23 protein-coding genes are annotated in these 26,032 nt (G+C 66.8%); 6 read left to right on the top strand and 17 right to left on the bottom strand.

Going from position 1 to position 26,032, the window contains the following annotated elements; translation table 11 throughout:
• Window positions 1–60 precede the first annotated feature (60 nt).
• Genes AC1Q7Q_RS06910 through AC1Q7Q_RS06895 form a run of 4 tightly spaced genes read right to left on the bottom strand, consistent with a single transcriptional unit; the run spans window position 61 to window position 3,757 of the window.
• The gene (locus AC1Q7Q_RS06910; RefSeq protein WP_492372968.1) at window positions 61–597 is read right to left on the bottom strand and encodes a GNAT family N-acetyltransferase; all 537 of its coding nucleotides are present in this window, start codon (window positions 595–597) and stop codon (window positions 61–63) included.
• Window positions 594–1,388: a hypothetical protein gene (locus AC1Q7Q_RS06905; protein ID WP_492372969.1), complete on the bottom strand. Its 795-nt coding sequence runs from the start codon at window positions 1,386–1,388 to the stop codon at window positions 594–596. The genes AC1Q7Q_RS06910 and AC1Q7Q_RS06905 overlap by 4 nt, the downstream gene beginning before the upstream one ends.
• Window positions 1,389–1,434: 46 nt before the next feature.
• Window positions 1,435–2,325, bottom strand: a complete 891-nt coding sequence (locus tag AC1Q7Q_RS06900) for a LysR substrate-binding domain-containing protein (RefSeq protein WP_150985975.1) — start codon at window positions 2,323–2,325, stop codon at window positions 1,435–1,437.
• Window positions 2,326–2,338: 13 nt separating this feature from the next.
• On the bottom strand, window positions 2,339–3,757 hold the full coding sequence (locus AC1Q7Q_RS06895; RefSeq protein WP_492372970.1) for an FAD-binding oxidoreductase: 1,419 nt from the start codon (window positions 3,755–3,757) through the stop codon (window positions 2,339–2,341).
• 241 nt (window positions 3,758–3,998) lie between these two features.
• On the opposite strand from AC1Q7Q_RS06895, the gene AC1Q7Q_RS06890 reads away from it, so the two are divergent.
• From AC1Q7Q_RS06890 to AC1Q7Q_RS06875, 4 genes are all read left to right on the top strand, one after another.
• Window positions 3,999–4,544 carry a cob(I)yrinic acid a,c-diamide adenosyltransferase gene (locus AC1Q7Q_RS06890; RefSeq protein ID WP_492372971.1) on the top strand — a complete coding sequence of 182 codons (546 nt, stop codon included), beginning with the start codon at window positions 3,999–4,001 and terminating at the stop codon, window positions 4,542–4,544.
• Window positions 4,545–4,729: 185 nt separating this feature from the next.
• On the top strand, window positions 4,730–6,736 hold the full coding sequence (gene dnaK, locus AC1Q7Q_RS06885; protein ID WP_367651384.1) for a molecular chaperone DnaK: 2,007 nt from the start codon (window positions 4,730–4,732) through the stop codon (window positions 6,734–6,736).
• Between the two features lie 175 nt (window positions 6,737–6,911).
• Window positions 6,912–8,060, top strand: coding sequence for a molecular chaperone DnaJ (dnaJ, locus tag AC1Q7Q_RS06880; protein WP_150985979.1), 1,149 nt, complete (start codon window positions 6,912–6,914; stop codon window positions 8,058–8,060).
• 320 nt (window positions 8,061–8,380) lie between these two features.
• Window positions 8,381–10,303, top strand: coding sequence for a chorismate-binding protein (locus AC1Q7Q_RS06875; RefSeq protein WP_492372972.1), 1,923 nt, complete (start codon window positions 8,381–8,383; stop codon window positions 10,301–10,303).
• Between the two features lie 9 nt (window positions 10,304–10,312).
• On the opposite strand, the gene AC1Q7Q_RS06870 is transcribed toward AC1Q7Q_RS06875, so the two are convergent.
• The 8 genes from AC1Q7Q_RS06870 to hda all read right to left on the bottom strand — a co-directional run bounded on the left by AC1Q7Q_RS06870 (window position 10,313) and on the right by hda (window position 17,139).
• The gene (locus AC1Q7Q_RS06870) at window positions 10,313–11,044 is read right to left on the bottom strand and encodes an ATP-binding cassette domain-containing protein (protein WP_492372973.1); all 732 of its coding nucleotides are present in this window, start codon (window positions 11,042–11,044) and stop codon (window positions 10,313–10,315) included.
• Window positions 11,041–11,739, bottom strand: a complete 699-nt coding sequence (locus AC1Q7Q_RS06865; RefSeq protein ID WP_492372974.1) for an ABC transporter permease — start codon at window positions 11,737–11,739, stop codon at window positions 11,041–11,043. Before AC1Q7Q_RS06865 ends, AC1Q7Q_RS06870 begins: the two co-directional genes overlap by 4 nt.
• A 13-nt stretch (window positions 11,740–11,752) precedes the next feature.
• Window positions 11,753–12,574: a 3-methyl-2-oxobutanoate hydroxymethyltransferase gene (gene panB / locus AC1Q7Q_RS06860; protein ID WP_174422932.1), complete on the bottom strand. Its 822-nt coding sequence runs from the start codon at window positions 12,572–12,574 to the stop codon at window positions 11,753–11,755.
• A 211-nt stretch (window positions 12,575–12,785) separates the two neighbouring features.
• Window positions 12,786–13,427 (bottom strand): deoxynucleoside kinase, encoded by a 642-nt coding sequence (locus tag AC1Q7Q_RS06855; protein ID WP_492372975.1) that lies wholly within the window; start codon window positions 13,425–13,427, stop codon window positions 12,786–12,788.
• A gap of 81 nt (window positions 13,428–13,508) precedes the next feature.
• Window positions 13,509–14,027, bottom strand: coding sequence for a 2-amino-4-hydroxy-6-hydroxymethyldihydropteridine diphosphokinase (folK, locus tag AC1Q7Q_RS06850; protein WP_492372976.1), 519 nt, complete (start codon window positions 14,025–14,027; stop codon window positions 13,509–13,511).
• Window positions 14,027–15,640 (bottom strand): polynucleotide adenylyltransferase PcnB, encoded by a 1,614-nt coding sequence (gene pcnB, locus AC1Q7Q_RS06845; RefSeq protein ID WP_492372977.1) that lies wholly within the window; start codon window positions 15,638–15,640, stop codon window positions 14,027–14,029. Before pcnB ends, folK begins: the two co-directional genes overlap by 1 nt.
• A 1-nt stretch (window position 15,641) precedes the next feature.
• Window positions 15,642–16,316: a histidinol-phosphatase gene (locus tag AC1Q7Q_RS06840; protein WP_492372978.1), complete on the bottom strand. Its 675-nt coding sequence runs from the start codon at window positions 16,314–16,316 to the stop codon at window positions 15,642–15,644.
• A 115-nt stretch (window positions 16,317–16,431) separates the two neighbouring features.
• Complete coding sequence (gene hda, locus AC1Q7Q_RS06835) at window positions 16,432–17,139, bottom strand: DnaA regulatory inactivator Hda (RefSeq protein WP_043349383.1); 708 nt, start codon at window positions 17,137–17,139, stop codon at window positions 16,432–16,434.
• A 278-nt stretch (window positions 17,140–17,417) separates the two neighbouring features.
• Between hda and purM the strand changes: the two genes are divergently transcribed.
• The gene (gene purM, locus AC1Q7Q_RS06830; protein ID WP_183035224.1) at window positions 17,418–18,470 is read left to right on the top strand and encodes a phosphoribosylformylglycinamidine cyclo-ligase; all 1,053 of its coding nucleotides are present in this window, start codon (window positions 17,418–17,420) and stop codon (window positions 18,468–18,470) included.
• A gap of 125 nt (window positions 18,471–18,595) precedes the next feature.
• Here purM and AC1Q7Q_RS06825 read toward each other — a convergent pair whose 3' ends face one another.
• The 3 genes from AC1Q7Q_RS06825 to mutL form a co-directional block, all read right to left on the bottom strand.
• Window positions 18,596–19,099, bottom strand: coding sequence for a GNAT family N-acetyltransferase (locus AC1Q7Q_RS06825; protein ID WP_416049631.1), 504 nt, complete (start codon window positions 19,097–19,099; stop codon window positions 18,596–18,598).
• Between the two features lie 104 nt (window positions 19,100–19,203).
• Complete coding sequence (gene miaA, locus AC1Q7Q_RS06820) at window positions 19,204–20,190, bottom strand: tRNA (adenosine(37)-N6)-dimethylallyltransferase MiaA (RefSeq protein ID WP_492373106.1); 987 nt, start codon at window positions 20,188–20,190, stop codon at window positions 19,204–19,206.
• A gap of 28 nt (window positions 20,191–20,218) precedes the next feature.
• A complete protein-coding gene (gene mutL / locus AC1Q7Q_RS06815) occupies window positions 20,219–22,249 on the bottom strand; it encodes a DNA mismatch repair endonuclease MutL (RefSeq protein ID WP_492373105.1) in 2,031 nt (676 codons plus the stop codon).
• 156 nt (window positions 22,250–22,405) lie between these two features.
• Between mutL and AC1Q7Q_RS06810 the strand changes: the two genes are divergently transcribed.
• Window positions 22,406–23,032, top strand: coding sequence for a VTT domain-containing protein (locus AC1Q7Q_RS06810; RefSeq protein WP_241754543.1), 627 nt, complete (start codon window positions 22,406–22,408; stop codon window positions 23,030–23,032).
• 49 nt (window positions 23,033–23,081) lie between these two features.
• Here AC1Q7Q_RS06810 and AC1Q7Q_RS06805 read toward each other — a convergent pair whose 3' ends face one another.
• A complete protein-coding gene (locus tag AC1Q7Q_RS06805; RefSeq protein ID WP_150985991.1) occupies window positions 23,082–23,930 on the bottom strand; it encodes a SirB1 family protein in 849 nt (282 codons plus the stop codon).
• A gap of 236 nt (window positions 23,931–24,166) precedes the next feature.
• Entirely contained in the window at window positions 24,167–25,720 is a 1,554-nt protein-coding gene (gene murJ, locus AC1Q7Q_RS06800) for a murein biosynthesis integral membrane protein MurJ (protein ID WP_043349366.1), read from the bottom strand.
• Window positions 25,721–26,032: the final 312 nt, after the last annotated feature.

The following is a 26,032-nucleotide window of genomic DNA, read 5'->3' as shown; positions in this document are numbered from 1 at the left end:
AGGCTGGCCGGTACCAATCCAGCTTAGCACCGGCGCGGCGCAAGGCGGCAATAGGCCGCTTTATTGTCCGCGCGGCGCCAGCATGTGTACCATTTCCAGCTTGTCGTGATAGTCCGGTGCCACATAGAGCGCCTGCGGCTCCACGCCGTAGCGCACGAAGCCCATGGCCTCATAGAGCGCGATCGCTGGCGCATTGATGACGTTGACGCAGAGCGTGACCTGGCGCAGCCCGGGCATGTCGGTGGCCACCGCCAACGCCTGTTCCATCAGCTGTCGCCCGAGGCGCCGGTCGCGATAGCCCGGCGCCACATACATGCCCCAGATAAACGCCTTATGCCGCTGCTTGGCCTTGTCCTCGCGCATCAGCCCGACCACGCCGGCCAGCGCGGTGCCGCCCTCGGTGGCTTCAAAGGCGCCGATCACGGCCTTTTCGGGCGTTGCCTCAAGGCGGCCGGCGACGGTGGCCAGCGGCAGGTCACGCTCTTCCTCGAAGCTGGAACCGAAGGCAGCGGGCGCCTCCAGCAGGCCTTCGAGGCGCAGTGCCTGGAAGGCGCTAGCATCGGTGGGGGTGAGCAGGCGGATCTGCATGGGCATCATGCGTGCTCCTGGTTGGCAGTCACGAGCTGCTGTCTGGCGCGTCGTTCCCGATATGCCTTGACTGCCCATTGTGTAACAGCTGTAGCAAGGATTGCCATGGGAAAGGCGATCGCGATGGTGCTTTGCGGCAAGAGTACGGCCAAGGTGAAGCAGAACGCGACAAAGGAAAACAAGCCTGCCGCCATCGAAGCCAGCAAGGCGACGACAAAGTCCGGGCCGGCTGCCCGGTGCGAGAACACCGACAGCACAATGCCAAGCACGGGGAACACGGCCAGCAGCCCGCTCCAGGTGGAGCCGATCGATGCCGACAGGGTCGTTACCGCGACCGTCAGGGCCGCACCGGCCAGCATGCGCATCAGCAGCCCCGCGCGAGACACGGGAGCCGCCAGCCCGGCGGGACCGGGCGGCGGAAAGAGCGACGGGCAGATGCCTAGCGTGAGCAGCGCCAAGGCCAGAGCGGTGAAGGGCGAGAAGGGCAGCCTGCCAAGCAACGCCGCCGCGGCCAGCCAGGCACCCAAGGCAGCCGTCAGCGCCAGCGGCCATCCGTGCCGGCGGCAACTCCAGGCATAGGCCAAACTGAACGCGACCGACGCGAACACGGCGCAGAGGGCGCTGGTAGCCGCTGCTGCGGCAAATGGCGCGCCACGCTCCAGTGCAATCAAGAACAGGATCGGACCAACCACCACGGGCATGCCGGCCAGCAAGCCGGCCACGCTGGGGCCCCAGCGTTTGCCCGCTATGGAGATGCATGCGATGAAGCCGGGTACCAGTAACAGCTTCAGGGCGAGCATTGGCAGGATTCCTCTTCGCTGATGTTCAGGTTTGGGTTTGGAGGTGCTACCAGTCCAGGCTGAGCAGCCAGTCGACAAAATACCGGGCCTCCGGCTTGAGCGGCGCCTGTTCGCGCTCGACGATGTAGTAGCCGTGCGGCGACACCGATTCGATGTCCAGCAGCCGCACCATCTGGCCCAGCGACAGCCAGTGCCGGGCCATGCGCTGGCGCACCAGCGCGACGCCCTGGTTGGAGGCGATGGCTTCAAGCATCAGGCCGATGTCGTTGAACTGCGGGCCGGTCTGGGGCTCGGGCCAGTCCAGGCCGGCGGTCTCGAACCAGGGCTTCCAGGGTTCCAGCGGGCTGCGCAGCAGCACCAGGTTGTGCAGGTGCTCGGGTTTGGTGATGGCGCGGCCGTCGATGCGCTCGTAGTACTCGCGCCCGCAGGCCGGGAACACGGGCTCGACCAGCAGCTTGGTGGTCTTCAGGTCGGGGTAGCGCCCGGTGCCGTAGCGGATCTCCACATCGGTGTCTTCCGCCTTCACGTCCAGGAAGGGGATGGCCAGGTGCAGCTCGGTGTCGATGTGCGGGTACAGCGCCGTGAACTCGGGCAGGCGCGGCACCAGGTGCTGGCGGCCGAAGGTGGGTGGGATCGCCACGCGCAGGCGGGTGCGCAGCTTGTTGTACTCGGGCCGGGCCAGTTCGTTGAGCGCCTTGAGGGCATCCTGCACATTGCGCAGGTAGCGCGTGCCAGCGGCCGTCAGCCGCAGCGCGGCGTTGGCGCGCACGAAGAGGTCCTCGCCCCACAGCTCCTCCAGGTTCTTGATGCGGTGCGACACCGCGCTGGGCGTGACCGACAGCTCCTCGGCCGCGCGTGCGAAGCTGCCCAGCCGGGCGGCGGCTTCGAACGCGATCAGCAGGTGCAGCGGCGGGACGCGGTTGAACACGGATGCCATGCCGCGCGATCCCTTAGCGTACCGGGCGGAAGATCTTGCCCGGGTTGAGGATATGGTTGGGATCGAGCGCGTTCTTGATGGCGCGCATCAGGTCGAGCGCGTCTTCGCCGTGCTCGCTGACCAGGAAATCCATCTTGTGCAGCCCCACGCCGTGCTCGCCGGTGCAGGTGCCGCCCATGGCCAGCGCGCGCTCCACGATGCGCCGGTTGATGGTCTCGGCCTCGGCGAGCTCTTCAGGCTTTTCAGGGTCGGTGAGGATCGCGACGTGGAAATTGCCGTCGCCCACATGGCCCACGATGGGGCAGGGCAGGCTGGACGCGTTGAGGTCACGCTCGGTCTCGGTCACGCAATCGGCCAGGCGGGAAATCGGCACGCACACGTCGGTGGTGACCGCCTTGCAGCCCGGCTTGAGCTGCAGCATGGCGAAGTAAGCGGTATGGCGCGCGTTCCACAGGCGGCTGCGGTCTTCCGGCCGCGTGGCCCACTCGAAGCCCTGGCCACCATTGTCGGCGGCGATCTGCTGCACGGTCTCGGCCTGCTCCTTGACGCCGGCCTCGGTGCCATGGAATTCGAAGAACAGGTGCGGCGCCTCCGGCATGGACAGGTTGTCGTGCCGGTTGATGGCGCGGATGGCCAGCGCGTCGACGAACTCCACGCGCGCGACGGGCACGCCCAGCTGGATGGTCTCGATGGTTGCCCGCACCGCGCTGCCCATGCTGGGGAAGCTGCAGATGGCCGCCGAGATGGCTTCGGGCTGCGGGTACAGCCGCACCGTCACCTCGGTGATGATGCCCAGCGTGCCTTCGCTGCCGATCATCAGGCGGGTCAGGTCGTAGCCGGCGGAGGACTTGCGAGCGTGGGTGCCGGTCTTGATGATGCGGCCGTCGGCGGTGACCACCGTCAGCGCCAGCACGTTCTCGCGCATGGTGCCGTAGCGCACCGCGTTGGTCCCGGAGGCACGCGTGGCGCACATGCCGCCCAGCGAGGCATCGGCGCCGGGGTCGATCGGGAAGAACAGGCCGGAGTCCTTGATTTCCTGGTTCAACTGCTTGCGGGTCACGCCCGGTTGCACCGTCACGTTCAGGTCTTCGGGTTGCACCGACAGCACCTTGTTCATCTGCGACAAGTCCAGGCTGATGCCGCCAGCCACCGCCAGCAGGTGGCCTTCGAGCGAGGAACCGGCGCCGTAGGCAATCAGCGGCACACGGTGCTCGTTGCACAGCCGGGCCACTTCGGCCACTTCCTCGGTGGTGTGGGCGAAGACCACGCCGTCCGGCGCTGCCGGCGGGAAGGGGGACTCGTCGCGGCCGTGGTGGTCGCAGACGCCGGGGGAGGTGGAGAAGCGCTCGCCGAAGCGGGCCTGCAAGGCGTCACGCACGGCGGCGGGCAGGGGTTGGCGCACCAGCGCGGCGTGGGCAAGGGGTTGGTTCATGGCGTCTCCGGCGGGTCTGTGGGGACCGGGGACGCGCAGCGTCGGCCATGGCAAAAGGCCGCGCTGAACGGCGCCGGCAATCGCACCCGGTAGCGTATCAAGCGAATCCCGTTATTCTACGCCGCGCCAGGGGCGGCTCGTTGGGCGGGCGCCGCAACCGCCACCCGGCGCCGGGCAGCGCGCTAACGCGAAGGGGCGGATGCGCGCCATAATGCTGGATTCGCCAACGCAGGAGACCCGCATGGGCCATCGCCTCTCCAAGATCGCCACCCGCACCGGAGATGCCGGCACCACCGGGCTTGGCGACGGCAGCCGCATCAGCAAGGACAGCCTGCGCATTGCCGCCATCGGCGATGTGGACGAGCTCAACTCGAACCTCGGCGTACTGCTCACCGAGACGCTGCCCGACGACGTCCGCACGGCCTTGCTGCATATCCAGCACGACCTGTTCGACCTTGGCGGTGAGCTCTCCATCCCCGGCTACGTGCTGGTCAAGCCCGAGCAGGTGCTGCAGCTGGACGCATGGCTGGATCACTACAATGCCAACCTGCCGCGCCTGGCCGAGTTCATCCTGCCGGGCGGCAGCCGGGCCGCGGCGGTGGCGCATGTGTGCCGCACGGTGTGCCGGCGCGCCGAGCGCGCGCTGGTGGCGCTGGGCGCGCAGGAAGCCCTGAACGAGGCGCCCCGCCAGTACCTGAACCGCTTGTCCGACCTGCTGTTCGTGTTGTCGCGCGTGCTCAACCGGGCCGGCGGGGGCAGTGATGTCCTGTGGCAGCGAGGCCGTTAGCCGATCCAGTTTTAAATGATGTAAGCAGCACAAAAACCACGCTTGGCGCGCAACGTCTCCTAACACCCTGCAACTTGGCCAGCCAGCCTGCCGTTGACCAGAAGGAGAAGCCGAGAAATTTAGTCGGAATTGCACTTCCGGCCCTTGAAATGGCCCCGGACGGCCACATTTCGGCCTCAGGATGAATTGCAGTCCCCGCGGATAGCGGGGCTCAAGAGGAGAGAATAATGGGTAAGATCATCGGTATCGACCTCGGTACCACCAATAGCTGCGTCGCGATCATGGAAGGCAATACGCCCAAGGTGATCGAAAATGCCGAAGGTACGCGTACCACCCCTTCGATCATCGCCTACATGGAAGACGGCGAGATCCTGGTGGGCGCGCCTGCCAAGCGCCAGGCGGTGACCAATCCGCGCAACACCCTGTATGCGGTGAAGCGCCTGATCGGCCGCAAGTTCGAAGAAAAGGAAGTGCAGAAGGACATCGGCCTGATGCCGTACACCATCGTCAAGGCCGACAACGGCGACGCATGGGTGTCCGTGCGCGACCAGAAGCTGGCACCGCCGCAGGTGTCCGCCGAAGTGCTGCGCAAGATGAAGAAGACCGCCGAAGACTACCTCGGCGAGCCGGTGACCGAAGCCGTGATCACCGTGCCGGCTTACTTCAACGACTCGCAGCGCCAGGCCACCAAGGACGCTGGCCGCATCGCAGGCCTGGACGTCAAGCGCATCATCAACGAGCCGACCGCGGCCGCGCTGGCCTTCGGCCTGGACAAGAACGAAAAGGGCGACCGCAAGATCGCCGTGTATGACCTGGGTGGCGGCACGTTCGACATCTCGATCATCGAGATCGCCGACGTTGACGGCGAGAAGCAGTTCGAAGTGCTGTCGACCAATGGCGACACCTTCCTGGGCGGCGAAGACTTCGACCAGCGCATCATCGACTACATCATCGGTGAGTTCAAGAAGGACCAGGGCGTCGACCTGTCCAAGGACGTACTCGCGCTGCAACGCCTGAAGGAAGCCGCTGAAAAGGCCAAGATCGAACTGTCGAGCTCGCAGCAGACCGAAATCAACCTGCCGTACATCACGGCGGATGCCTCCGGTCCGAAGCACTTGAACCTGAAGATGACCCGCGCCAAGCTGGAATCGCTGGTCGAGGAACTGATCCTGCGCACCATCGAGCCGTGCCGCATCGCCATCAAGGACGCCGGCGTCAAGGTCAGCGAAATCGATGACGTGATCCTGGTCGGCGGCATGACCCGCATGCCCAAGGTGCAGGAACAGGTCAAGGAATTCTTCGGCAAGGAAGCGCGCAAGGACGTGAACCCGGACGAAGCCGTCGCCGTTGGCGCCGCGATCCAGGGCTCCGTGCTGTCGGGCGACCGCAAGGACCTGCTGCTGCTGGACGTGACGCCGCTGTCGCTGGGCATCGAAACGCTGGGTGGCGTGATGACCAAGATGATCACCAAGAACACCACCATCCCGACCAAGCATGCGCAGGTGTTCTCGACCGCTGACGACAACCAGCCGGCCGTGACCATCAAGGTGTTCCAGGGCGAGCGTGAAATGGCCACCGGCAACAAGCTGCTGGGTGAGTTCAACCTCGAAGGCATCGCGCCGGCCGCACGCGGCACGCCGCAGATCGAAGTCTCGTTCGACATCGACGCCAATGGCATCTTGCACGTGGGCGCCAAGGACAAGGCGACCGGCAAGGAAAACCGCATCACCATCAAGGCGAACTCGGGCCTGTCGGAAGACGAGATCCAGCGCATGGTGAAGGACGCCGAGGCCAACGCCGAGGAAGACAAGAAGGCCCGTGAGCTGGCGGATGCCCGCAACCAGGCCGACGCGCTGATTCACTCGACCAAGAAGGCTGTCACCGAATACGGCGACAAGCTGGAAGCGGGCGAGAAGGAAAAGATCGAAGCCGCGATCAAGGAACTGGAAGACGCCGCACGCGGCGGCGACAAGGCCGAGATCGATGCCAAGGTCAGCGCGCTGTCCGAAGCCAGCCAGAAGCTGGGCGAGCGTGTCTATGCGGACATGCAGGCCCAGGCCGGCGAAGCGGGTGCGGCGGGCGCCGCGGGCGCGGCCGGTGCCGGTGCTGCCGGCGCGGGCCATCAGCAAGCCCATCCGCAGGACGATAACGTCGTGGACGCCGAGTTCAAGGAAGTCAACGACAAGAAGTAATGGAAGAGCGGGGCGGGGGCGCGGTGCGCAACACCAGCGCCAGCCCCCATCCCGACGCCGGGCGACGGACATTGGACCAAGCGGGTTACCGCCGTCGAATGCCTCGCTCGGCTTTTTTGCTATTTCGCCCGGGCGGGCTTTGGACGCTTCCGGGCCCATCAGGTAAGCAGCCACCATGGCAAAACGTGACTTTTACGAAGTGCTCGGGGTGGGCAAGAACGCCGGCGACGACGAGATCAAGAAGGCCTATCGCAAGCTGGCGATGAAGCACCACCCGGACCGCAATCCGGACAGCAAGGATTCCGAAGAGAAGTTCAAGGAGGTCAAAGAGGCCTACGAGATGCTTTCGGACCCTGAGAAGAAGGCAGCCTACGACCAGTACGGCCACGCCGGCGTCGACCCCAACATGGCGGGCGGCTTCGGCGGCGGCGGCCAGGCCTACGGCGGTTTCGCCGAAGCCTTCGGCGACATCTTCGGCGATATTTTTGGCCAGCAAGGCGGCCAGGCTGGCGGCGGACGCCGTGGCGGCGGCCCGCAGGTGTACCGCGGTGCTGACCTGCGCTACAGCATGGAAATCACGCTGGAGCAGGCCGCCCACGGCCACGACGCGCAGATCCGGGTGCCCCACTGGGACGAGTGCGAGCATTGCCACGGCAATGGCGCCGAGCCCGGCACCAACGTCGAAACCTGCCCGACCTGCCATGGCGCGGGCCAGGTGCGCGTGTCGCAAGGCTTCTTCTCGATGCAGCAGACTTGCCCCAAGTGCCACGGCACCGGCAAGCACATCCCCAAGCCGTGCACCAAGTGCCACGGTCAGGGCAAGCTGAAGTCGCAGAAGACGCTGGAAGTGAAGATTCCCGCCGGCATCGACGAGGGCATGCGCATCCGCTCCTCGGGCAATGGCGAGCCGGGCATCAACGGTGGCCCCCCGGGCGACCTGTATGTGGAAGTCCACATCAAGCAGCACGCGGTGTTCGAGCGCGACGGCGACGACCTGCACTGCCAGATGCCGATTTCCTTCGCCACCGCGGCGCTGGGCGGCGACCTGGAAGTGCCCACGCTGGGCGGCAAGGCCAGCTTCCCGGTGCCGGAAGGCACCCAGCCCGGCAAGACCTTCCGCCTGCGCGGCAAGGGCATCAAGGGCGTGCGCTCGGGCTACCCCGGCGACCTCTACGTGCACGTGAACGTGGAAACGCCGGTCAAGCTGACCGAGGCGCAGAAGGACATCCTGCGCCAGTTCGACCGCTCGGTGCATGAAGGCGGCTCGCGCCACAGCCCGCAGGAGCAATCCTGGCTGGATAAGGTGAAGAGCTTCTTCAGTTGATCCGGCTTGGGGCATGCGGCCGGCCACGCGTTGATGCGTGGCCGGCTTTTTTGTTTTGAGGGCGCCGAAAAAACCGTGGGCTTCGCTTGAACTGGCTCCTAGCTAAGCCACCCCTCTCCCCAGCCCTCTCCCCCTGAGGGGAGAGGGAGCGAAAGCCGTCGTCAGGGCGGGCGGTTTTGGCCCGCTCCGCGACTTCGGCCGGTGCCTCAGGTTTGCTCCCCTCTCCCACTTGTGGGAGAGGGGCCGGGGGAGAGGGCGGGCGCGCGATAATGCAATGTCGCCCGCTTTATGGCGACCTCAATTTATGCTGGTGATTTCCCGTGGCAGTCTCCCTGACCCGCTCGTCTTCTTCCTCAATCTCACAAGCGCCCGAATCCGGCTCTGCCGGCGCCGCCGAGCCCTTCGTCCTGCTTGACGACGCCACCGCCGCCCCCGGCGAGGCATCTTCGCGCCTGTACACCGGCTTCGCCCGTGAAGATGCGCTGCCCGACGCCTCCGAGCTCGGCGCGCTCGACGCCATGCTGGCCGAAGGCTGGCGCCAGGGCTGGCATGCCACGCTGTTCGCCCCCTACGAATTCGGCGGCCCGCTGGTCGGCGTGCCGGTCCATGTCGACCACGCGCTGCCTTTCCATGACGGCGCGCTGCGCCTGCTGTGGTTCCGGCAGATGCGCCGGCTGGACACGCGGGAGGTCGCGCAGTGGCTGGCGCCGTCCTCGGGCGAACCGGCCGGCGTGATGGACGTCACGGCCGACACGCCGGAAGCCGCCTTCCACGCGGCCATTGCCCGGATCCACCAGTGGATCGAGGCTGGCGATACCTACCAGGTCAACTTCACGCAGCGGCTGCGCTTTGCCGCTTTCGGCGATCCGCTGGCGCTGTATGCCGCGCTGCGCGCCGCTCAGCCGGTGCCCTACGCCGCGCTGGCGCGGCTGCCGGGCGATGGCTGGGTGCTGTCGCTGTCGCCCGAGCTGTTTGTCCGGCATGACGGGCAAGGCCGGTTGCTGGCACGCCCGATGAAGGGCACCGCCCCGCTTACCGGCGACAGCGGGCGCGATGCCGAGGCCGCCGCAGCGCTGGCGGCCGACCCGAAGAACCGCGCCGAGAACGTGATGATCGTCGACCTGCTGCGCAACGACCTGGGCCGCGTCGCGGTGCCGGGTACGGTGGCCGTGCCCGATCGCTTCGTGGTGCAGCCCTTCGGCCAGGTGCTGCAGATGACCTCCACCGTGACTGCCAAGGCGCGCGCCGGCACCAGCCTGGCGGATCTGATGCGCGCGCTGTTTCCCTGCGGCTCCATCACCGGCGCGCCCAAGCGGCGCACCATGGAGATCATCAGCGAGCTGGAGCGCGCGCCGCGCGGCCTTTACACCGGCTCGCTCGGCTGGATCGATGCGCCCGGCGAAGGGCAAGCGCAGGCATGGCCGGGTGCCTTTGCGCTGTCGGTCGCCATCCGCACGCTGGTATTAGGCGCGCAGGGCGCCGACGGACTGCGCGCGGGCGAGATGGGCGTGGGCGGTGGCATCGTGCATGACAGCGACGCCGCGGGCGAATTTGCCGAGTGCGGCTGGAAGGCGCGCTTCCTGACCGCGCACGATCCGGGCTTTACCTTGTTCGAAACCATGCGGGTGGAAGACGGGGCGTGCCAGCGCCTGGATCAGCATCTGGCGCGGCTGGCGGCTTCCGCTGCGTGCTTCGGCTTCGGGTTTGAGCGCGCTCGCGCGTTGGCGTTGGTGCAGGCGGCCGTGGCGGATCTCGGTGCCGGCACCTGGCGCCTGCGGCTGGCGCTGGACAAGGCGGGTAGCTTCACCGTTGCCCACGGCCCGGTGGCGCCGCTCGCCGCGGCCCCGGTGCGCGTGGTGCTGGCCGCGCAGGCGCTGCCGGTTGCGGACGCGTTGCGCCGCCACAAGACCAGCGCGCGTGCTGTCTATGACGCCGGCTGGCAAGCGGCCGAGCGCGCCGGCGCCTTCGACAGCCTGTTCTTCAACGCCCGCGGCGAGCTGCTCGAAGGCGGCCGCAGCTCGGTGTTCGTCAAGGTGCAAGGCGAGTGGCTGACGCCGCCGCTGGCCGCCGATATCCTGCCCGGCGTGATGCGCGCTGCGGTGCTGGGCGATGGTGCACACCACCTCGGCGGGACGGTGCGCGAGGCGGTTGTCACGCGGGCCATGCTGCTGAGCGCGGAGGCACTAGCGCTGGCGAACTCGCTGCGGGGCGTGCTATTGGCGGAGTTACCGGCAACTGCCTGATCCAGGCGTTCAGGGGTGGCGCGTATCCAGCCGCCCGTCGCCAAGCTTCCAGCGCACCACGCCCGGCAGGTTGATCAGCTCGCGATCGTGGCAGACCATCACCACGCTGCGGCCTTCGGCGGCCAGGTCCTGCACCAAGCCGATCACCTGTTCGCGAGCGTGGCCGTCCAGGCTGGAGGTGGGCTCGTCCAGCAGCAGCAAATCGGGCTCCAGCACCTTGGCGCGGGCCAGTGCCACGCGCTGCACCTCGCCGCCGGACAGGCATTCGGGGGCGGTGTCCTGCACGTGCGTGATGCCGGCCCAGCCCAGCGCGGCTCCCACGCGCCGCCTGACTTCGTCGTCGGGCATGCCACGCGCCTTCAGGCCATAGGCGATGTTCTCGCGCACCGAGGTGCGAAACAGGTAGGGATGCTGGTGCAGGTAGGCAATGCGCTGGCGCAGCGCGGCGGGCAGCGGATCGAGTGCGGCGTTGTGCGGCGTGCCGTCCGCGCTGGTCCAGGCCACGGTCGCGCCGGGTGCGCGCTCCAGCCCCGCCACCATGCGCAGCAGCGTGCTCTTGCCCGCGCCATTGACACCGGTCAGCACCACCACAGCGGCGCGCGGGAAGGCAAGCTCGGCAATATCGAACAGCCCCCGCGCGCCTACCTGGCGCTGCAAGCCGCGCACCGTCAGCAGCGGCGGCAGCTGGGAAGGCGGCAACGCCTGCCCGTCAGGCGTGCGGCGCGCGGGCAGGGTGCTCATCGGCGAAATCCTCCCGCGCCTTGCAGCCACGCCAGCATCACATTGACGAGCACTGCCAGTGCGATCAGCACAACGCCCAGCGCAATACCCTGGGCGAATTCTCCCTTGCTGGTTTCCAGCGCGATGGCGGTGGTGATGGTCCGGGTGGCGCCTTCGATATTGCCGCCGATCATCAGTGCCGAGCCGACTTCGGCGATGACCCGCCCAAAGCCCGCCACCAGTGCGGCCATCAGGCCGAAGCGCATCTCGCGCAGGACGGTGAAAAAGGTTCGCCAGCGCCCGGCACCCAGTACCCAGGCGGTTTCACGCAGCCGCGCATCCGCCCCCTGCAAGGTGGACAGGGCAAACGCCAGCACCACCGGGAAGCCGATCACCGCCTGCCCGAGCACCATGCCGCTGCGGGTAAACAGCAAGGAGAAGTTGCCCAGCGGCCCGTGGCGGGTGAACAGCAGGTAGAGGACCAGCCCGACCAGCACGGTCGGGAAGGAGAGGAAGGCCTGCGCCATCACCACCACCACACGCCGCCCGGGAAAATCGTGGGTGGCGATCAGGTAGGCCGCGCCGATGGCCGGCACGGCGGCCATCGCCAGCCCGAGCACGGCCACCACCAGCGAGGTCCAGACGATGAACCAGATGGCGCCGTCACCGCTGGCCAGAAGCGCAAAGGCCGCGGCGGTGGCGGCACCGATCTCCATTGCCGGCGCGCGCTCAGGCCGAGAAGGTGTGCTCGACGGCCGGGAAGCTGCCGTCCTTCACGGCCGCCACGTAGGCGCGCACGGCGGCCTCGATCGAGCCGGCGCCTTCCATGAAGTTGCGCACGAACTTGGCCTTGCGGCCCGGGTAGACGTTGATCATGTCCTGCAGCACCAGTACCTGGCCGGAGCAATCCGCGCCGGCGCCGATGCCGATGGTCGGGATCGTCAGCAGGCCGGTGACCACGCCGGCCACAGCCGCCGGCACCGCTTCCATCACGATCAGCTGGGCGCCCGCGGCTTGCAGCGCGAGCGCGTCGCGCTTGAGCTGCGCCGCGCTTTCGTCGGTCTTGCCCTGCACCTTGAAGCCGCCCAGCGCGTGCACCGACTGCGGCGTCAGGCCAATGTGGCCGCACACCGGAATGCTGCGCTCGACCAGGAACTTGACGGTGGGCGCGAGCCAGTCGCCGCCCTCCAGCTTGACCATTTGCGCGCCGGCCCGCATCAACGCCACGGCGCTGGTGAAGGTGGCTTCCGGGGTGGGATAGGTGCCGAATGGCAGGTCCGCCACCAGCAGCGCGCTCTGGTTGCCGCGTGCCACGCATTCGGTGTGATAGACAACCTGTTCGAGCGTCACGGGCAGCGTGGTCTGCTGGCCTTGCATGACATTGCCAAGGGAGTCGCCGACCAGCAGCACCTCGACCCCGCAGTAGTCGAGCAGCGCGGCGAAGCTGGAGTCGTAGGCGGTCAGCATGGCGATTTTTTCGCCGGCGGCGCGCATCGCTTGCAGCTTGGGGATGGTGACGGTCTTGCGGGAGGGGTCGAGGAGGTAACTCATGACGTTGGGCCGGTAGAGAGACGGGAGACGGGCCGGCCGCAATGCGGCAGTGCATTCATGATCGGTGCATCAACGCATCTGCATCCGTGCGGCAAGGCCTTTGCCCCTTTCAGTTCGTACTGCGCGAGGCGCTCGGCCCCAGGATGGGGCCACGGGATTCGCGGCAGCGACTGCTGTCGTTATGGTGAAGGCTGGCAGGCGGGAGAGCCTGTCAGGGCGCAGCGAGATTGAGAAAGGCCTTGCGGCCACGCATGTTTTCGATGCGCGACAGTAGTGTACGGAAATCGGCGTCGTTGTCTACCGGGCTGAAGTGGGCGGTGTCGACGATCATGACCGGTGCTTCGTCGTAGCGATGGAACAGCTCGCCGTAGGCATCCGACAATCGCTCCAGATAGGCATCGTCGATGCTGGACTCGCCAGGCGCGTTGCGCCGGGCGATGCGCTCGCGCAGCAGGGCAGGTGAGGCCTGCAGCACGATGACGAGGTCTACACGCTGGCCTTGGGCCGGCAGGCGCGCGGCGAGGGCGTCGTACAGCGCGAGTTCGTCCTCGGGCAGGGTCAGCCCGGCGTAGAGGCGGTCCCGGGTGTGCAGGAAATCGCCTACCACGCGCTGGCCCGCCAGCAGTGCCGCCTGCCAAGCCTTGAGCTGCTGCGCGCGCTGGTTCATCAGCGACAGCTGCAGCGGCAGCGCGTATCGCGCGGGCTCGCGGTAGTAGCGTTCCAGGAAGGGGTTTTCGCGCGCAGCATCGAGCAATTCGCCGGTGCGCAGGGTTTGCGCCAGGCGTTGCGCGAGCGCGGTCTTGCCGGCTCCGATGGGGCCTTCCACCACAATGCGGCGCAGGTGTTCGAGCATGGGCGGGTCCGGTCGGCTAGGGGGAACTACACAGTACAGGGCGGATAAAGCGGGGCCGGCTTGCCGCTGCCGGCCATGGCTTCAGGAATCGCTGCGCGCGTCCAGTTGCCGCGTGCACTTGCAAAAGGAGACCTTCTCGACGCGCTGCGTGCTGACCGCGGCCAGGTAATCCGCCGCGCGGCCAAGGCCGGGGACAACCAGTTCGGCATCCAGCTCAAGCAGCGGCACCAGCGTGAAGGCGCGTTCGGCCAGGCGTGGATGCGGCACCACCAGCTTTTCGTCCTGGTGGATTTCGTCGCCAAAGACCAGCAGGTCCAGGTCGAGGGTGCGTGGTGCGTTGCGGAAAGGCCGCTCGCGGCCAAACTGATCCTCGATGTGGTGACAGATGCGCAATAGCTGGGCGGCGGTGAACGAGGTCTCCACCTTGACCACCGCGTTGTAATAGTCGTTGCCCGTCGCATCGACCGGGGCCGTGCGATAGAGCGACGATCTCGCCAGCACCGTGATGCCGACCTGCTGGGCCAGGCACACGATGGCATCTTTCAGAGCCTGCCGGGCGTCACCCAGGTTGGCTCCGATGCCGATAAAGGCAAGTGTCATTACGATTCCTCCGGCTGGACGCGTACCTTGCCGGTTTTCCGGTCTGCAGTGGAGCCGGATTCCTGGCTCGCGTCCATATCACTCCGCGGAGAAACTTTATCCGATTTCCGCGGACTGCGCCGGCGGCGCTTCTTGCGTGCCGGGCCGCCGCTGTCGCTGCTATCGCCATCTCCGGCGGGTTCAAAGCCTTCGGCATCGCCCGCGCCGCCGCTGCCGCCGCCGCCTTGCTTGCCGGCGCCGCGCACCGGGCGCACTGCCTCGATCAGGTCCTCGCGGCCGTGGCTATCGGCATCCTGGAAGTCTTGCCACCATTTCGCCAGCTCGGCCGGCTGCTCGCCGGATTCGCAGCGCAGGTAGAGGAAATCGAAGCCGGCACGGAAGCGCGGCGATTCGATCAGGCGGAACGGCATGCGGCCCACGCGCTTCTCGAAGCGCGGCTGCATGCCCCAGATGTCCCGCATGTCGGTGACAAAGCGGCGCTGGATGGCGAGCTGGCCGGTCTGGCGTTCCAGCACGTCGTCCATGGCGATATTGAGCGCGGCGATGGCGTGTTCGCCTTGCTCGCGCAGCGTGGTCCAACGCTGCAGCACGTGGTGCCAAAGCAGCGCGGCAAACAGGAAGCCCGGCGAGACCGGCTTGCCTACCTGCACACGCTGGTCCGTGTTGTCCAGCGCCAGTTGCACGAAGCGCTGGCCCATCGGCTGCTCCAGCGCGACATCCAGCAGCGGCAGCAGGCCGCGGTGCAGGCCAGCCTTGCGCAGCTCCTGCAGCGACGCCCAGGCATGGCCTGACATCAGCAGCTTGAGCATCTCGTCGAACAGGCGCGCGCTGGGCACATTGTGGATCAGCGAGGCCAGGTCGGCGATCGGCTGGCGGGTGTCCTCGTCGATCGTGAACCCGGTCTTGGCGGCGAAGCGCACCACGCGCAGCATGCGGATGGGGTCTTCGCGGTAGCGTGTGACCGGATCGCCGATCATGCGCAGCGTGCGTGCGCGGATGTCCTCCATGCCCTGGTGGTAGTCGTACACCAGTTGCTGGGCGGGGTCGTAGTACATCGCGTTGATGGTGAAGTCGCGGCGTTCCGCGTCTTCGGCCTGCGAGCCCCACACGTTGTCGCGCAGCACGCGGCCAGAGGCATCGATCGCGTGGGTCTTGCTGTCGAGCTCGGAGCGCTTGAGGCGGCGCCCTTCGGGCAAGGTCTCGCTGGCGACCGCGTCGACCAGCGCGCGGAAGGTGGAGACTTCAATGATTTCCTGCTCGCGCCCGCCATAGAACGTCACGTGCACGATCTGGAAGCGCCGGCCGATGATGCGCGAGCGGCGGAACAGCGCCTGCACCTGGTCAGGCGTGGCGTTGGTGGCGACGTCGAAGTCCTTGGGCTTGATGCCCAGCAGCAGGTCGCGCACCGCGCCGCCGACGATAAACGCCTCGTAGCCCGCCTGCTGCAGCGTGGAGGTGACCTTGATGGCGTTGCGCGAGATCAGCGACTGGTCGATCTGGTGCTCGGCATGCGCAACGATATTCGGCGCATGGGCGCGCTGGCCGCGGCGTTTGACGGGGCGCTGCTGGGTGCCCGGCTTGCCTAGCAGCCGGTTGATTAGCTTTTTGATCACGTCAGAACAGGTCCATGATGCGCCAGCCTGACGCGGCGGCGTGGTGACGCAGGCGATCGTCCGGGTTGGCGGCGATCGGCTCGCTGACCTTCTCCAGCAGCGGCAGGTCGTTGGCCGAGTCGCTGTAGAAGGTGGTGTTTTCGAAGGCATCCCAATGGGTGCCCATGCTCTTTAGCCAGGCTTCCACCCGGGTTATCTTGCCCTCGCGGAAGCTGGGGATGCCATCCACTTCGCCGGTGAAGGCGCCGTCGGGCTTGCCGTTGGCGGTGGCCGGCTCGGTGGCGATCAGGTGCTTGATACCGAAAGCCGCCGTGATCGGGGCGGTGACGAAACTATTGGTAGCGGTGACCACGGCGCACAGGTCGCCGGCGTCGAGGTGCTTGTAGACCAGTGCGCGCGCCTGCGGCGTGATGACCGGATCGATCACTTCACGCATGAACTGGCTGCGCAACGCTTCCAGGCGGTCGCGCGGATTGGCCGCCAGCGGCGCCAGCGCGAAACGCAGGAAAGCCTGGATATCCAGGGTGCCAGCCTTGTAATGGCCGAAGAACTCGTCGTTCCTGCGGCGGTAGAATTCCTCGTCGACAACGCCCAGGCGCACCAGGAAGCGGCCCCATTCGTGGTCGCTGTCGGTCGGGAGCAAGGTGTGGTCGAGGTCGAACAATGCCAGATTCATGGGCGGCGATTTTACATTAACGTGACTGTGAGAGCTTTCTTAACGTCTCTGGATGCCAACAAAGGCAAGCACGGTGCATGCCATGGGTCACGCGCGCTGGCGCGCAGGCTCTGGCTCACTCGCGCAACTCGGCAAACATTTCCCGCAGCAGGGGCAGCGTGACGGCGCGCTTGCGTTCCAGCGAATAGGTGTCCAGTGCGTCCAGCAGCGCCATCAGGCTGGGCATGTCGCGGTATTTGCGCGTGACCAGCCAGTGCGGGATTTCCGGCGAAAGCTGCAGCCCGCGCTCGCGCGCGGCCTGCACCAGCGCCGCCATCTTGTCCTCGTCCGACAGCGGTGCCAGCTGATAGACCAGGCCCCAGCCCAGCCGCGTGCGCAGGTCCTCGCGCACCGGCATGGCCAGCGGCGCCTGGCTGCCGGCCACCACGATGGCGGTGCGCACGTGAGCCCGGACCTCGTTGTACAGCGAGAACACGGCGATCTGGCGCGCTTCGTCGAGCAGTTCCACATCGTCCACGGTGTAGAGCTGGCAACTCGGGTCGAAGATGAAGTCCGACAAGGCGTGATGCGGGCTCAGGTAGCGGCAACGGATGCCGGCCTGGTAGCCACTGTCGCAGACCGCATGCAGCAGGTGGGTGCGGCCCGAGCCCACTTCGCCCCACAGGTAGATCAGGCGGTCGGCGGCCCGCTCCTGCGCTACTGCCGTGGCCAGGTCGCGCAGGCGCTGCACCGGCTCGCGGTTGACCGCAACGAAAAAATTCTCGAAGGTCGAGGGCGGCGGACTGCCAAGTTCAAGCGATAGCTGCTTGGGACGCTGAAACATGACTTATCGGTTACTTGTTGTGCGAATCATCTGTCAGGTAAACGCGTCGCGGCTGGCAGGCGCTGACCGCCTGTAGGGCGCGGGCAGAACGGCCGGTGGCTGCCGGAATCATCTTCATCGGGAATGGCTGCGGACAATACTTCATGACACGGAACACCGGAAACTGGAAGCCGGAAGCCCGTATCCGTTAAAATTGCAATTCTACTGGACTCGCGGCCGCAAATCGCCGTCGTGAGCGCCGCATTCCTCACTTCATACTCCAGGAAAAGCAGGTTCCCATGAGCGCATCCCCCACTTCCGGCCAGGCAGGCCTCTCCTACCGCGATGCCGGCGTCGATATCGACGCGGGCGACGCGCTCGTCGATCGCATCAAGCCGTTCGCCAAGCGCACCATGCGCGAAGGCGTGATGGCCGGCATCGGGGGCTTCGGCGCACTGTTCGAGTTGTCCAAGAAATACAAGGAACCGGTGCTCGTTTCCGGCACCGACGGCGTGGGCACCAAGCTCAAGCTGGCCTTCCAGCTGAACCGCCACGACACCGTGGGTCAGGACCTGGTCGCCATGAGCGTCAACGACATCCTGGTGCAGGGTGCTGAGCCGCTGTTCTTCCTCGACTACTTCGCCTGCGGCAAGCTCGACGTGGAAACCGCGGCGACCGTGATCAAGGGCATCGCCCATGGCTGCGAGCTGTCCGGCTGCGCGCTGATCGGTGGCGAAACCGCCGAAATGCCCAGCATGTACCCCGATGGCGAGTACGACCTGGCCGGATTCGCGGTCGGCGCCGTGGAGAAGAGCCGCATCATCGACGGTACCACCATCGTGCCGGGCGACGTGGTGCTGGGCCTGGCTTCGTCGGGCGCGCACTCCAACGGCTACTCGCTGGTGCGCAAGATCATCGAAGTGGCCAAGCCGGACCTGAACGCAGACTTCCACGGCCAGCGCCTGCAGGACGCCATCATGGCGCCCACCCGCATCTACGTGAAGCCGCTGCTGTCGCTGATCGAGACCCTGCCGGTCAAGGGCATGGCCCACATCACCGGCGGCGGCCTGACCGAGAACGTGCCGCGCGTACTGGCGCAGAACGTGACCGCCGTGCTGCAGCGCGACGCCTGGACCCTGCCGCCGCTGTTCCAGTGGCTGCAAGCCCAGGGCAACGTTGCCGACGACGAAATGCACCGCGTGTTCAACTGCGGCATCGGCATGGTGGTGATCGTCGCCAAGGAAGACGCCGACCGCGCCATTCGCCATCTGCAAGCCGCTGGCGAAGCCGTCTGGCAGATCGGCGAGATCCGCGAGCGTGAAGAAGGCCAGGCGCAGACCATCGTGGTCTGAGCGGTCCCGCTCCAATAAAAAAACGGCGCATGCTCAGGCATGCGCCGTTTTTTTATGCCCGCCGGGCGCTGAACGAAGCCTGTGGGACAGGCCAAGACCGTTTGCAATGGCGACGGTCTGCGGAGTTACTCCGTCGCGCCCAGCTTCGCCAGCGCGTCCCCGGTCACCCGGCAAATTCGCCAGTCCGGCATCACGTCCGCACCCATTGCCCGGTAGAAATCAATGGAAGGCGTGTTCCAGTCCAGCACGCTCCATTCGAAGCGGCCGCAGCCGCGCTCCACCGCCAGCGCCGCAAGATGCTTGAGCAGGACCTTGCCCAGCCCATGGCCGCGCCAGGCGGGGTCGACATAGAGATCTTCCAGATACAGCCCGGGCTTGGCCAGGAAGGTCGAGAAATTGTGGAAGAACAAGGCGAACCCGACGGCCTGCGGACCCTGAGCGCCGGGGACCTCCACCAGCACAGCCTCGGCATGCGGGCGCGGGCCAAACAGTGCCTCGCGCAGTTTTTCCGGCGTGGCTTCGACCAGGTGGGTGAGTTTCTCGTATTCGGCCAGTCCCGTGATCAGCGCGAGCAAGGTTTCGCAATCGTCGGAAGTGGCGGGGCGCAGTACGAAATCGGTGGCAGGCATGGCGGGATTTGACGTCATCGGCAAGATATAAACGAAGATTATCGCTTATCCGTCACACTCGTTCCCCATTCCCCCCCCATTCCCCCCCCCATTCCCCATTGACGCTACGCTTGCCCGATCCGCGCCAGCCGCGCCACCTGCGCGACGTAGTCCTGCGCCAGGCAGTCCACAACCTCCCGCTCGGGCGTGCTGCGCAGCCAGGTCAGCTGGCGCTTGCAGAGCTGCCGGGTGGCGGCCAGGCCGCGCTCGCGCATGGTGTCGAAATCGGTCTCGCCGTCGAGGTATTCCCACACCTGCCGGTAGCCGACGCAGCGGATCGCGGGCAGCGCAGGCTGCAGGTCGCCGCGCGCGCGCAACCGTTGCACTTCCTCGATAAAGCCGCCGGCCAGCATGGCGTCATAGCGGGTGGCGATGCGCGCGTGCAGCACGGCGCGGTCCGACGGCTCCAGCGCGATCACGCGGTAGCGTCGGTCGGCCGCGCCGGCAAAGGCGCGCTCGTCGGCCTGCCGCGCCAGCAGCGCCGACATGGGCTGGCCGGACAGGCGGTGGATCTCCAGTGCGCGCTGGATGCGCTGGGCATCGTTGGGCGCGAGGCGCGCCGCGGTGACCGGGTCCACCTCGGCCAGCATGGCGTGCAGCGCCGGCCAGCCGCGCTCGGCGGCCAGCGCGTCCAGCTCGGCACGCAGGGCCGGATCGGCTTGTGGGAGGTCGTTCAGGCCCTGCGTTAGCGCCTTGTAGTACAGCATGGTGCCGCCGACGATCAGCGGTTCGCGGCCGCGCGCGCGGATCGCCACGATCAGCCGCTCGGCGTCGGTGACGAACTGGGCGGCCGAGTAGCTATCGGCCGGATCGATGATGTCGATCAGGTGGTGCGGCACCGTGGCCAGTTCGGCGGGCGAGGGCTTGGCGGTGCCGATGTCCATCTCGCGGTAGACCAGGGCCGAGTCCAGGCTGATGATCTCGATCGGCGTCTGCGCGGCCAGCGCCAGTGCCGCGGCGGTCTTGCCGGAGGCGGTGGGGCCGAGCAGGCAGACCACCGGCGCGTGGCCTGATGCGGGCGCGGCGGTGCCGCTGGGTGAGGCGGTTGTCATCGAGTCATCGAGTCGTCGGGCACGCGGCTTACTGCCCGCGCAGGAACAGGCGATCGAGTTCCGCCACGGTCAGCTGCACCCAGGTGGGCCGGCCGTGGTTGCACTGGTCGGCGCGCTCGGTCTGCTCCATCTGGCGCAGCAGCGCGTTCATTTCTTCCAGCGTGAGCTTGCGGTTGGCGCGCACCGCGCTGTGGCAAGCCAGCGTGGCCAGCAGTTCGTTCTGGCGCTCGACCAGCACGCGCGAGCCGCCGAAGGCTTGCAGGTCGCGCAGCACGTCGCGCGCCAGGGCTTCGGTGTCGGCCTGCTTGAGCAGAGCGGGAATCGCGCGGATTGCCAGCGTGGTGGGCGAGACCTGCGCGATGTCGAAGCCGAGCAAGGTGAGGGTTTCCTGATGCTCCTCGGCCGTGCCGATTTCCACGGGGCTGGCTGTGAGCGTGACCGGGATCAGCAGCGACTGCACCGCGAGCTCGCGCGCTTCGAGCGCGGCCTTGATCTGCTCGTAGAGGATGCGCTCGTGGGCGGCGTGCATATCCACCAGCACCAGGCCGCGCGCGTTCTGCGCCAGCACATAGATGCCGTGCAGCTGCGCGATGGCATAGCCCAGCGGGCTGGCCTCGTCTTCGGGAAGTTCCTGGCGGGCCAACTGGTCCAGCAGGCCGGGCGGGTCGTTCTCGCGCGCGGCTTGCGCATCGGCCAGCCAGGCCGGGGGTGTGGCGCCCGGGCCGGCCGGCGGGACATAGGTGGCCTGGCCGCGGGAAAACCCGCCGCCCGGCTGGATCGCGTCGCGCACCATGCCGAGGTAGGCCTGCCGGGGCTGGGCCACGCCGAGCTCGGTCTGCCGTGCGGCGGCCGTGTAGTCGACCCATGGGCGCGGGCTGGCGCCGCCGCCCATGCCGCCGCTTCTGCCCGATCCGGCGAAGCCACCGGAGCCGCTGGAGCCGCTGCCAAAGCTTCGCGCGCCCGGGAATCCGCCGGCGCCACCAATCGGCTCGGCCGCCGCCGGATCGGCTGCGTCGACCGACGTATGCAGGCTGTCACCCTGCTCGCCGGCCTGCCGCGCCAGGCAACGCTGCACGGCGTGGTAGACAAACTGGTGCACCGAGCGCGATTCGCGGAAACGCACTTCGATCTTGGACGGGTGCACGTTCACGTCCACCATCTCGGGCGGCAGGTCCATGCACAGCACGTAGGAGGGGAAGCGGTCGCCGTGCAGCACGTCCTGGTAAGCACTGCGCACCGCGTGGGTAAGCAGCTTGTCACGCACGTAGCGGCCGTTGACGAAGAAGAACTGCTGGTCCGGGCGCCCGCGCGAGGCGGTGGGCAGTCCGGCAAAGCCATACAGGTGCAAGCTGCCGGCCTCTTCGTCCAGTGGCAACCGGGCATTGGCGAAGTCGGCGCCCAGCACCTGGGCGGTGCGCGTGGCGACGTCGCCGGCGTTCCAGTGCTCCATCGGCTTGCCATTGTGATGGACCGAGATGGCCACGTCCGGGCGCGCTAGCGCCGCGCGCCGCACCATCTCCAGGCAGTGGCCAAACTCGGTTTGTTCGGATTTCAGGAACTTTCTGCGCGCTGGCGTGTTGAAGTAAAGGTGCTGCACGTCGACGGTGGTGCCCACGCCGCCGGATGCGGGCTGTACCACACCGGTGTCGGCGATCACCTGCATCGCGTGGGTATCGCTGGCGGTGCGGCTGGTCAGGGTCAGCTCGGACACCGAGGCGATCGAGGCCAGTGCTTCGCCGCGAAAACCGAGCGTCAGTACCGCTTCAAGCTCGTCCAGCGAGGCGATCTTGCTGGTGGCGTGGCGCTTGAGCGCGACCGGCAGCTCATCGGCGGGAATACCGCAGCCGTTGTCGGCAATCACGATGCGGCGCACGCCACCTTCCTCCAGGCGGAGGTTGAGCTGGGTGGCGCCGGCGTCCAGCGCGTTCTCCAGCAGTTCCTTGACCACGGAGGCGGGGCGCTCCACCACCTCGCCGGCCGCGATCTGGCTGATCAGCTGGTCGGGCAGGGGGCGGATGGGACGGAGCGGCTGGGCTGGGTGCGGGGCTTGGGCAGGCATGGGCGGAATTATACGTGGGTGCGCCGCCTGGCCCATGGGCGCGCGATGGATGAAAAGTGGCTGGGCAAGGTGACTTTGGCGCCTGTCCGGTCTTGTATGATGTCGGCAAATTATCGAACGGGGATCGAATTGGATATCGCATTGCAGTTCATCGACATGCTGCTGCACGTCGACAAATACCTAGGCACCGTCATCCAGAACTACGGTGCGTGGGTCTACGCCATCCTCTTTGCCATCGTGTTCGCGGAGACCGGGCTTGTGGTGCTGCCTTTTCTCCCGGGCGATTCCCTGTTGTTTATCGCCGGCGCCTTCTGCGCCACGCACGCCATGAACGAATGGGCGCTGGTCGGCCTGCTGCTGGTGGCGGCGATCGGCGGCAATACGGTCAACTACTTTGTCGGCAGCTGGGTCGGGCCGAAAGTGTTCGACGGCCATTGGCGCTTCCTGGACCAGCAGGCGCTGCGCAAGACGCACGATTTCTACGAGCGCCACGGCGGCAAGATGCTGGTGATGGCCCGTTTCCTGCCGATCGTGCGTACCTTCGCGCCGTTCGTGGCCGGCGTGTCGCAGATGACGTTCGCCAAGTTCCAGCTGTTCAACGTGATCGGCGCGGCGGCCTGGGTGCTGGGCCTGGTGTTTGCCGGCTACTTCTTCGGCAACCTGCCGTTCATCAAGCAGTACCTGAACCTGATCGTGCTGGCGGGCATCGGCGCGGCTGTGGTACCGCTGGTGCTGGGTGGCCTGTGGAAGCTCGTGCGGGGCGGCAAGCGCCGTCCTTCCTGAGCCAGCGGGGCAGGCCCCGGCCTGCCCCCGCCTGAGTCTCAGGTTACTTTCAGCTTACGCTGCGGCTCATCATGCGCAGCGCCGGCATGCGGTCGCGGATCTGCGTGGTGTCGGCCGCATCCGGGCGCGCCATCACATAGGCTTCCAGGTCGGCCAGCGCCGGGCGGAAGCACTCCAGGTTGGCATACGCAAGCCCGCGGTCGCGGACCTCCTCGATCGAGCCGGGCAGCAGGATCACCAGGCGGTTCTGCACCGCCAGCAAGCGCTGCCAGCGCGACTCCTGCAGATAAATCGACTTGAGATTGCGCAGCATGCGCGCCACGATCTCGCGGTGGCTGGCCACCTGCAGGAACAGGCCCAGCGGCACCTCGTTGGGATCCGCGATGCCCTCGCGCTCCAGGTGCGGGTCGAGCATCTCCTGCAACTGTTCCTTTGACAAGGTCTCGCCGGTGAGCGGGTCCACCACCACCTCACCGGCCGGGATCGACATCCGCACCAGGAAATGGTTAGGGAAGGACACGCCCTTGAGCGGCAGCCCAATGTGCTGGCCCAGTTCCATATAGAGTACCGCCAGCGAAATCGGGATGCCGCGCCGCTGCTTGAGCACGACGTTCAGGTACGAGTTGTCGGGGTCGTAGTAGTCGTTCGCGTTGGCGCCGAAGCCCAGGTCGCGGTAGAAGAAATGATTGAGCAGACGCATGCGCTGGATGGCCGGCGTACCTTCGGCGACGCGGCGTTTCAGGCGTACCGCGAGCATGTCGAGCGCTGCGAGCTCGGCCTGCAGGTCCAGGTCCGGATAGGCATCCTGGGCGATCGAGAGCACGGTCTCTGTCAGCGGGATACCGTTCTCGTCTGCCACGAGACTGGCAAAGTATTCCAGGACTTTCGTGGTTGTCATTGCGGCGTTCCTGAATGCGGCCTGGCGGCTGTTCCAGATGAATGCTGGCGGCGTGGCGTGCGTTCCCGAACGGTAGGGTGTTGGTACCGTCCGCGGTCGCGCGCCTTGGCAGAACCGCTTCGTCTCATTCTGACACAACCTCAGTAGCCTTGACCCTGCACCGCGCGCTGCCGCGACCCCTGGCCCGGTGCCGTCTGGCACTGGCGACAAGGGCAGGTTTGGCAGGCGGGGGCTTGTTAGCCGGCTCTCCGCTTGAAAGCGGAGTATCTCAGCCCCATGAGCCACAGTGTACCGAAGTAGACGACTGCCGCAAGTACCAGGCACGAGGCCAGCAGGGCGATACGCAACAATGGCGTGGCACCCAGGGCGACCCAGTCGAAGTTGCGGGCGAACCACAACAGCATGCCCGCCAGCAGCGTTACGGCGGTCAGCAACTGGGCCAGGAACAACCACCAGCCCTTGGCCGGCGAGTAGAAGCCGCGCTTGCGCAGGCCCAGGAACAGCAGCAGCGCGTTGACGGTGGCGCCGAAGCTGATCGACAACGCCAGGCCCGCATGGCCAAAGCGCGGCACGAACACGTAGTTGGACAACTGCGTGATCACCAGCACCAGCAGGGCGATCTTGACCGGTGTGCGGATGTCCTGGCGGGCATAGAAGCCCGGCGCCAGGATCTTGATCAGGATCAGTCCCAGCAGGCCGATGCCGTAGGAGACCAGCGCCTGGCGGGTCATTTCCACCGCATGGGCGTCGAACTTGCCATAGTTGAACAGCACCGCCGTGAGCGGCGCGCCGAACACGAACAGCCCCACCGCGCATGGCACGGCCAGCAGGAAGGTCAGGCGCAGGCCCCAATCCAGCAGGCCGGAGTATTCGGCCCGGTTTTCCTCGGCGCTGGCTTTCGACAGGCTCGGCAGCAAGATGGTGCCCAGCGCCACGCCCAGCAGCGCGGTTGGGAATTCCATCAGGCGGTCGGCATAGGTCAGGTAAGACACACTGCCGGCGGCCAGGCGCGAGGCAATATTGGTATTGATGATCAGGCTGATCTGGGCCACCGAGACCGCCAGCAGCGCCGGCGCCATTTGCCGCATGACGCGGCGCACGCCGGGCTCTGCCCAGGCCGCGCGCAGGTTCAAGCGCAGGCGCGGCATCACGCCCAGGCGCCGGAGCGCCGGAATCTGCACCGCCAGCTGCAGGATGCCGCCCACCAGCACGCCCCAGGCCTGCGCGTAGATCGGCTGCGCCATATGGGGGCCGACAAATAGCGCGGCGATGATCAGGCAGATATTGAGCAGCACCGGGGTGAAGGCCGGCATGGCAAAGCGGCGCCAGGTGTTCAGGATGCCGGAGGCCAGCGCCACCAGTGAGATCAAGCCGATGTAGGGAAACATCACGCGTGTCATGAAGACTGCGGCGTCATAGGTTTCACCGCCATGCTGGCGAAAGCCCGTGGCGACGACCATCATGACCACCGGCGCGCCGATCACGCCAAGCAGCGAGACGCCCATCAGGACCCAGGTCATGACCGTGGCAACGGCATCGATCAGCGCGCGGGTATCGGTTTCGCCACGCTTGCTGTGGTATTCACCCAGGATCGGCACGAAGGCTTGCGAGAACGCGCCCTCGCCGAAGATCCGGCGCAGCAGGTTGGGGATGCGGAACGCCACGTTGAAGGCGTCGGTCATGTCCGAGGCGCCGAAGGCACGCGCGATCAGGATCTCGCGGATGAGGCCTGTGATGCGCGACAGCATCGTCAGGCTGCTGATGGTGGCGAGCGCTTTGAGCAGGTTCAAGATGGTTCGGCGGCAAGGGGTGGCGGCGGCAGCGTGGGTCGGACCGCCGGTGCGAACCGGGTTCAGACGCCGGGCGCGCGCCAAAGTTGCATCGAGGCCACGCGAGGGCGGGGCCGGTGTGGCGCGTATTATACGGTTTGGCCCCGCAGGCGCCCGGATATGCACGTATATCGGCCTTTGCTTCGCCCTGCTCGAGATGAGGCGTGGCTCGGCTTGCCAGCCGCTTTTTCTTGTGTGTATAATTGCCGATTCACAAGGCTAGTTGCGTTCCGGATTCGTGTGCCAGTGCATCCCGGGTCGCTTGATGTGCAC

This window comes from Cupriavidus sp. GW823-FHT07A04 (assembly GCF_058794615.1).
The sequence above is the reverse complement of the archived record's forward strand: the minus strand, read 5'-3'. Positions and strand labels throughout refer to the sequence as shown.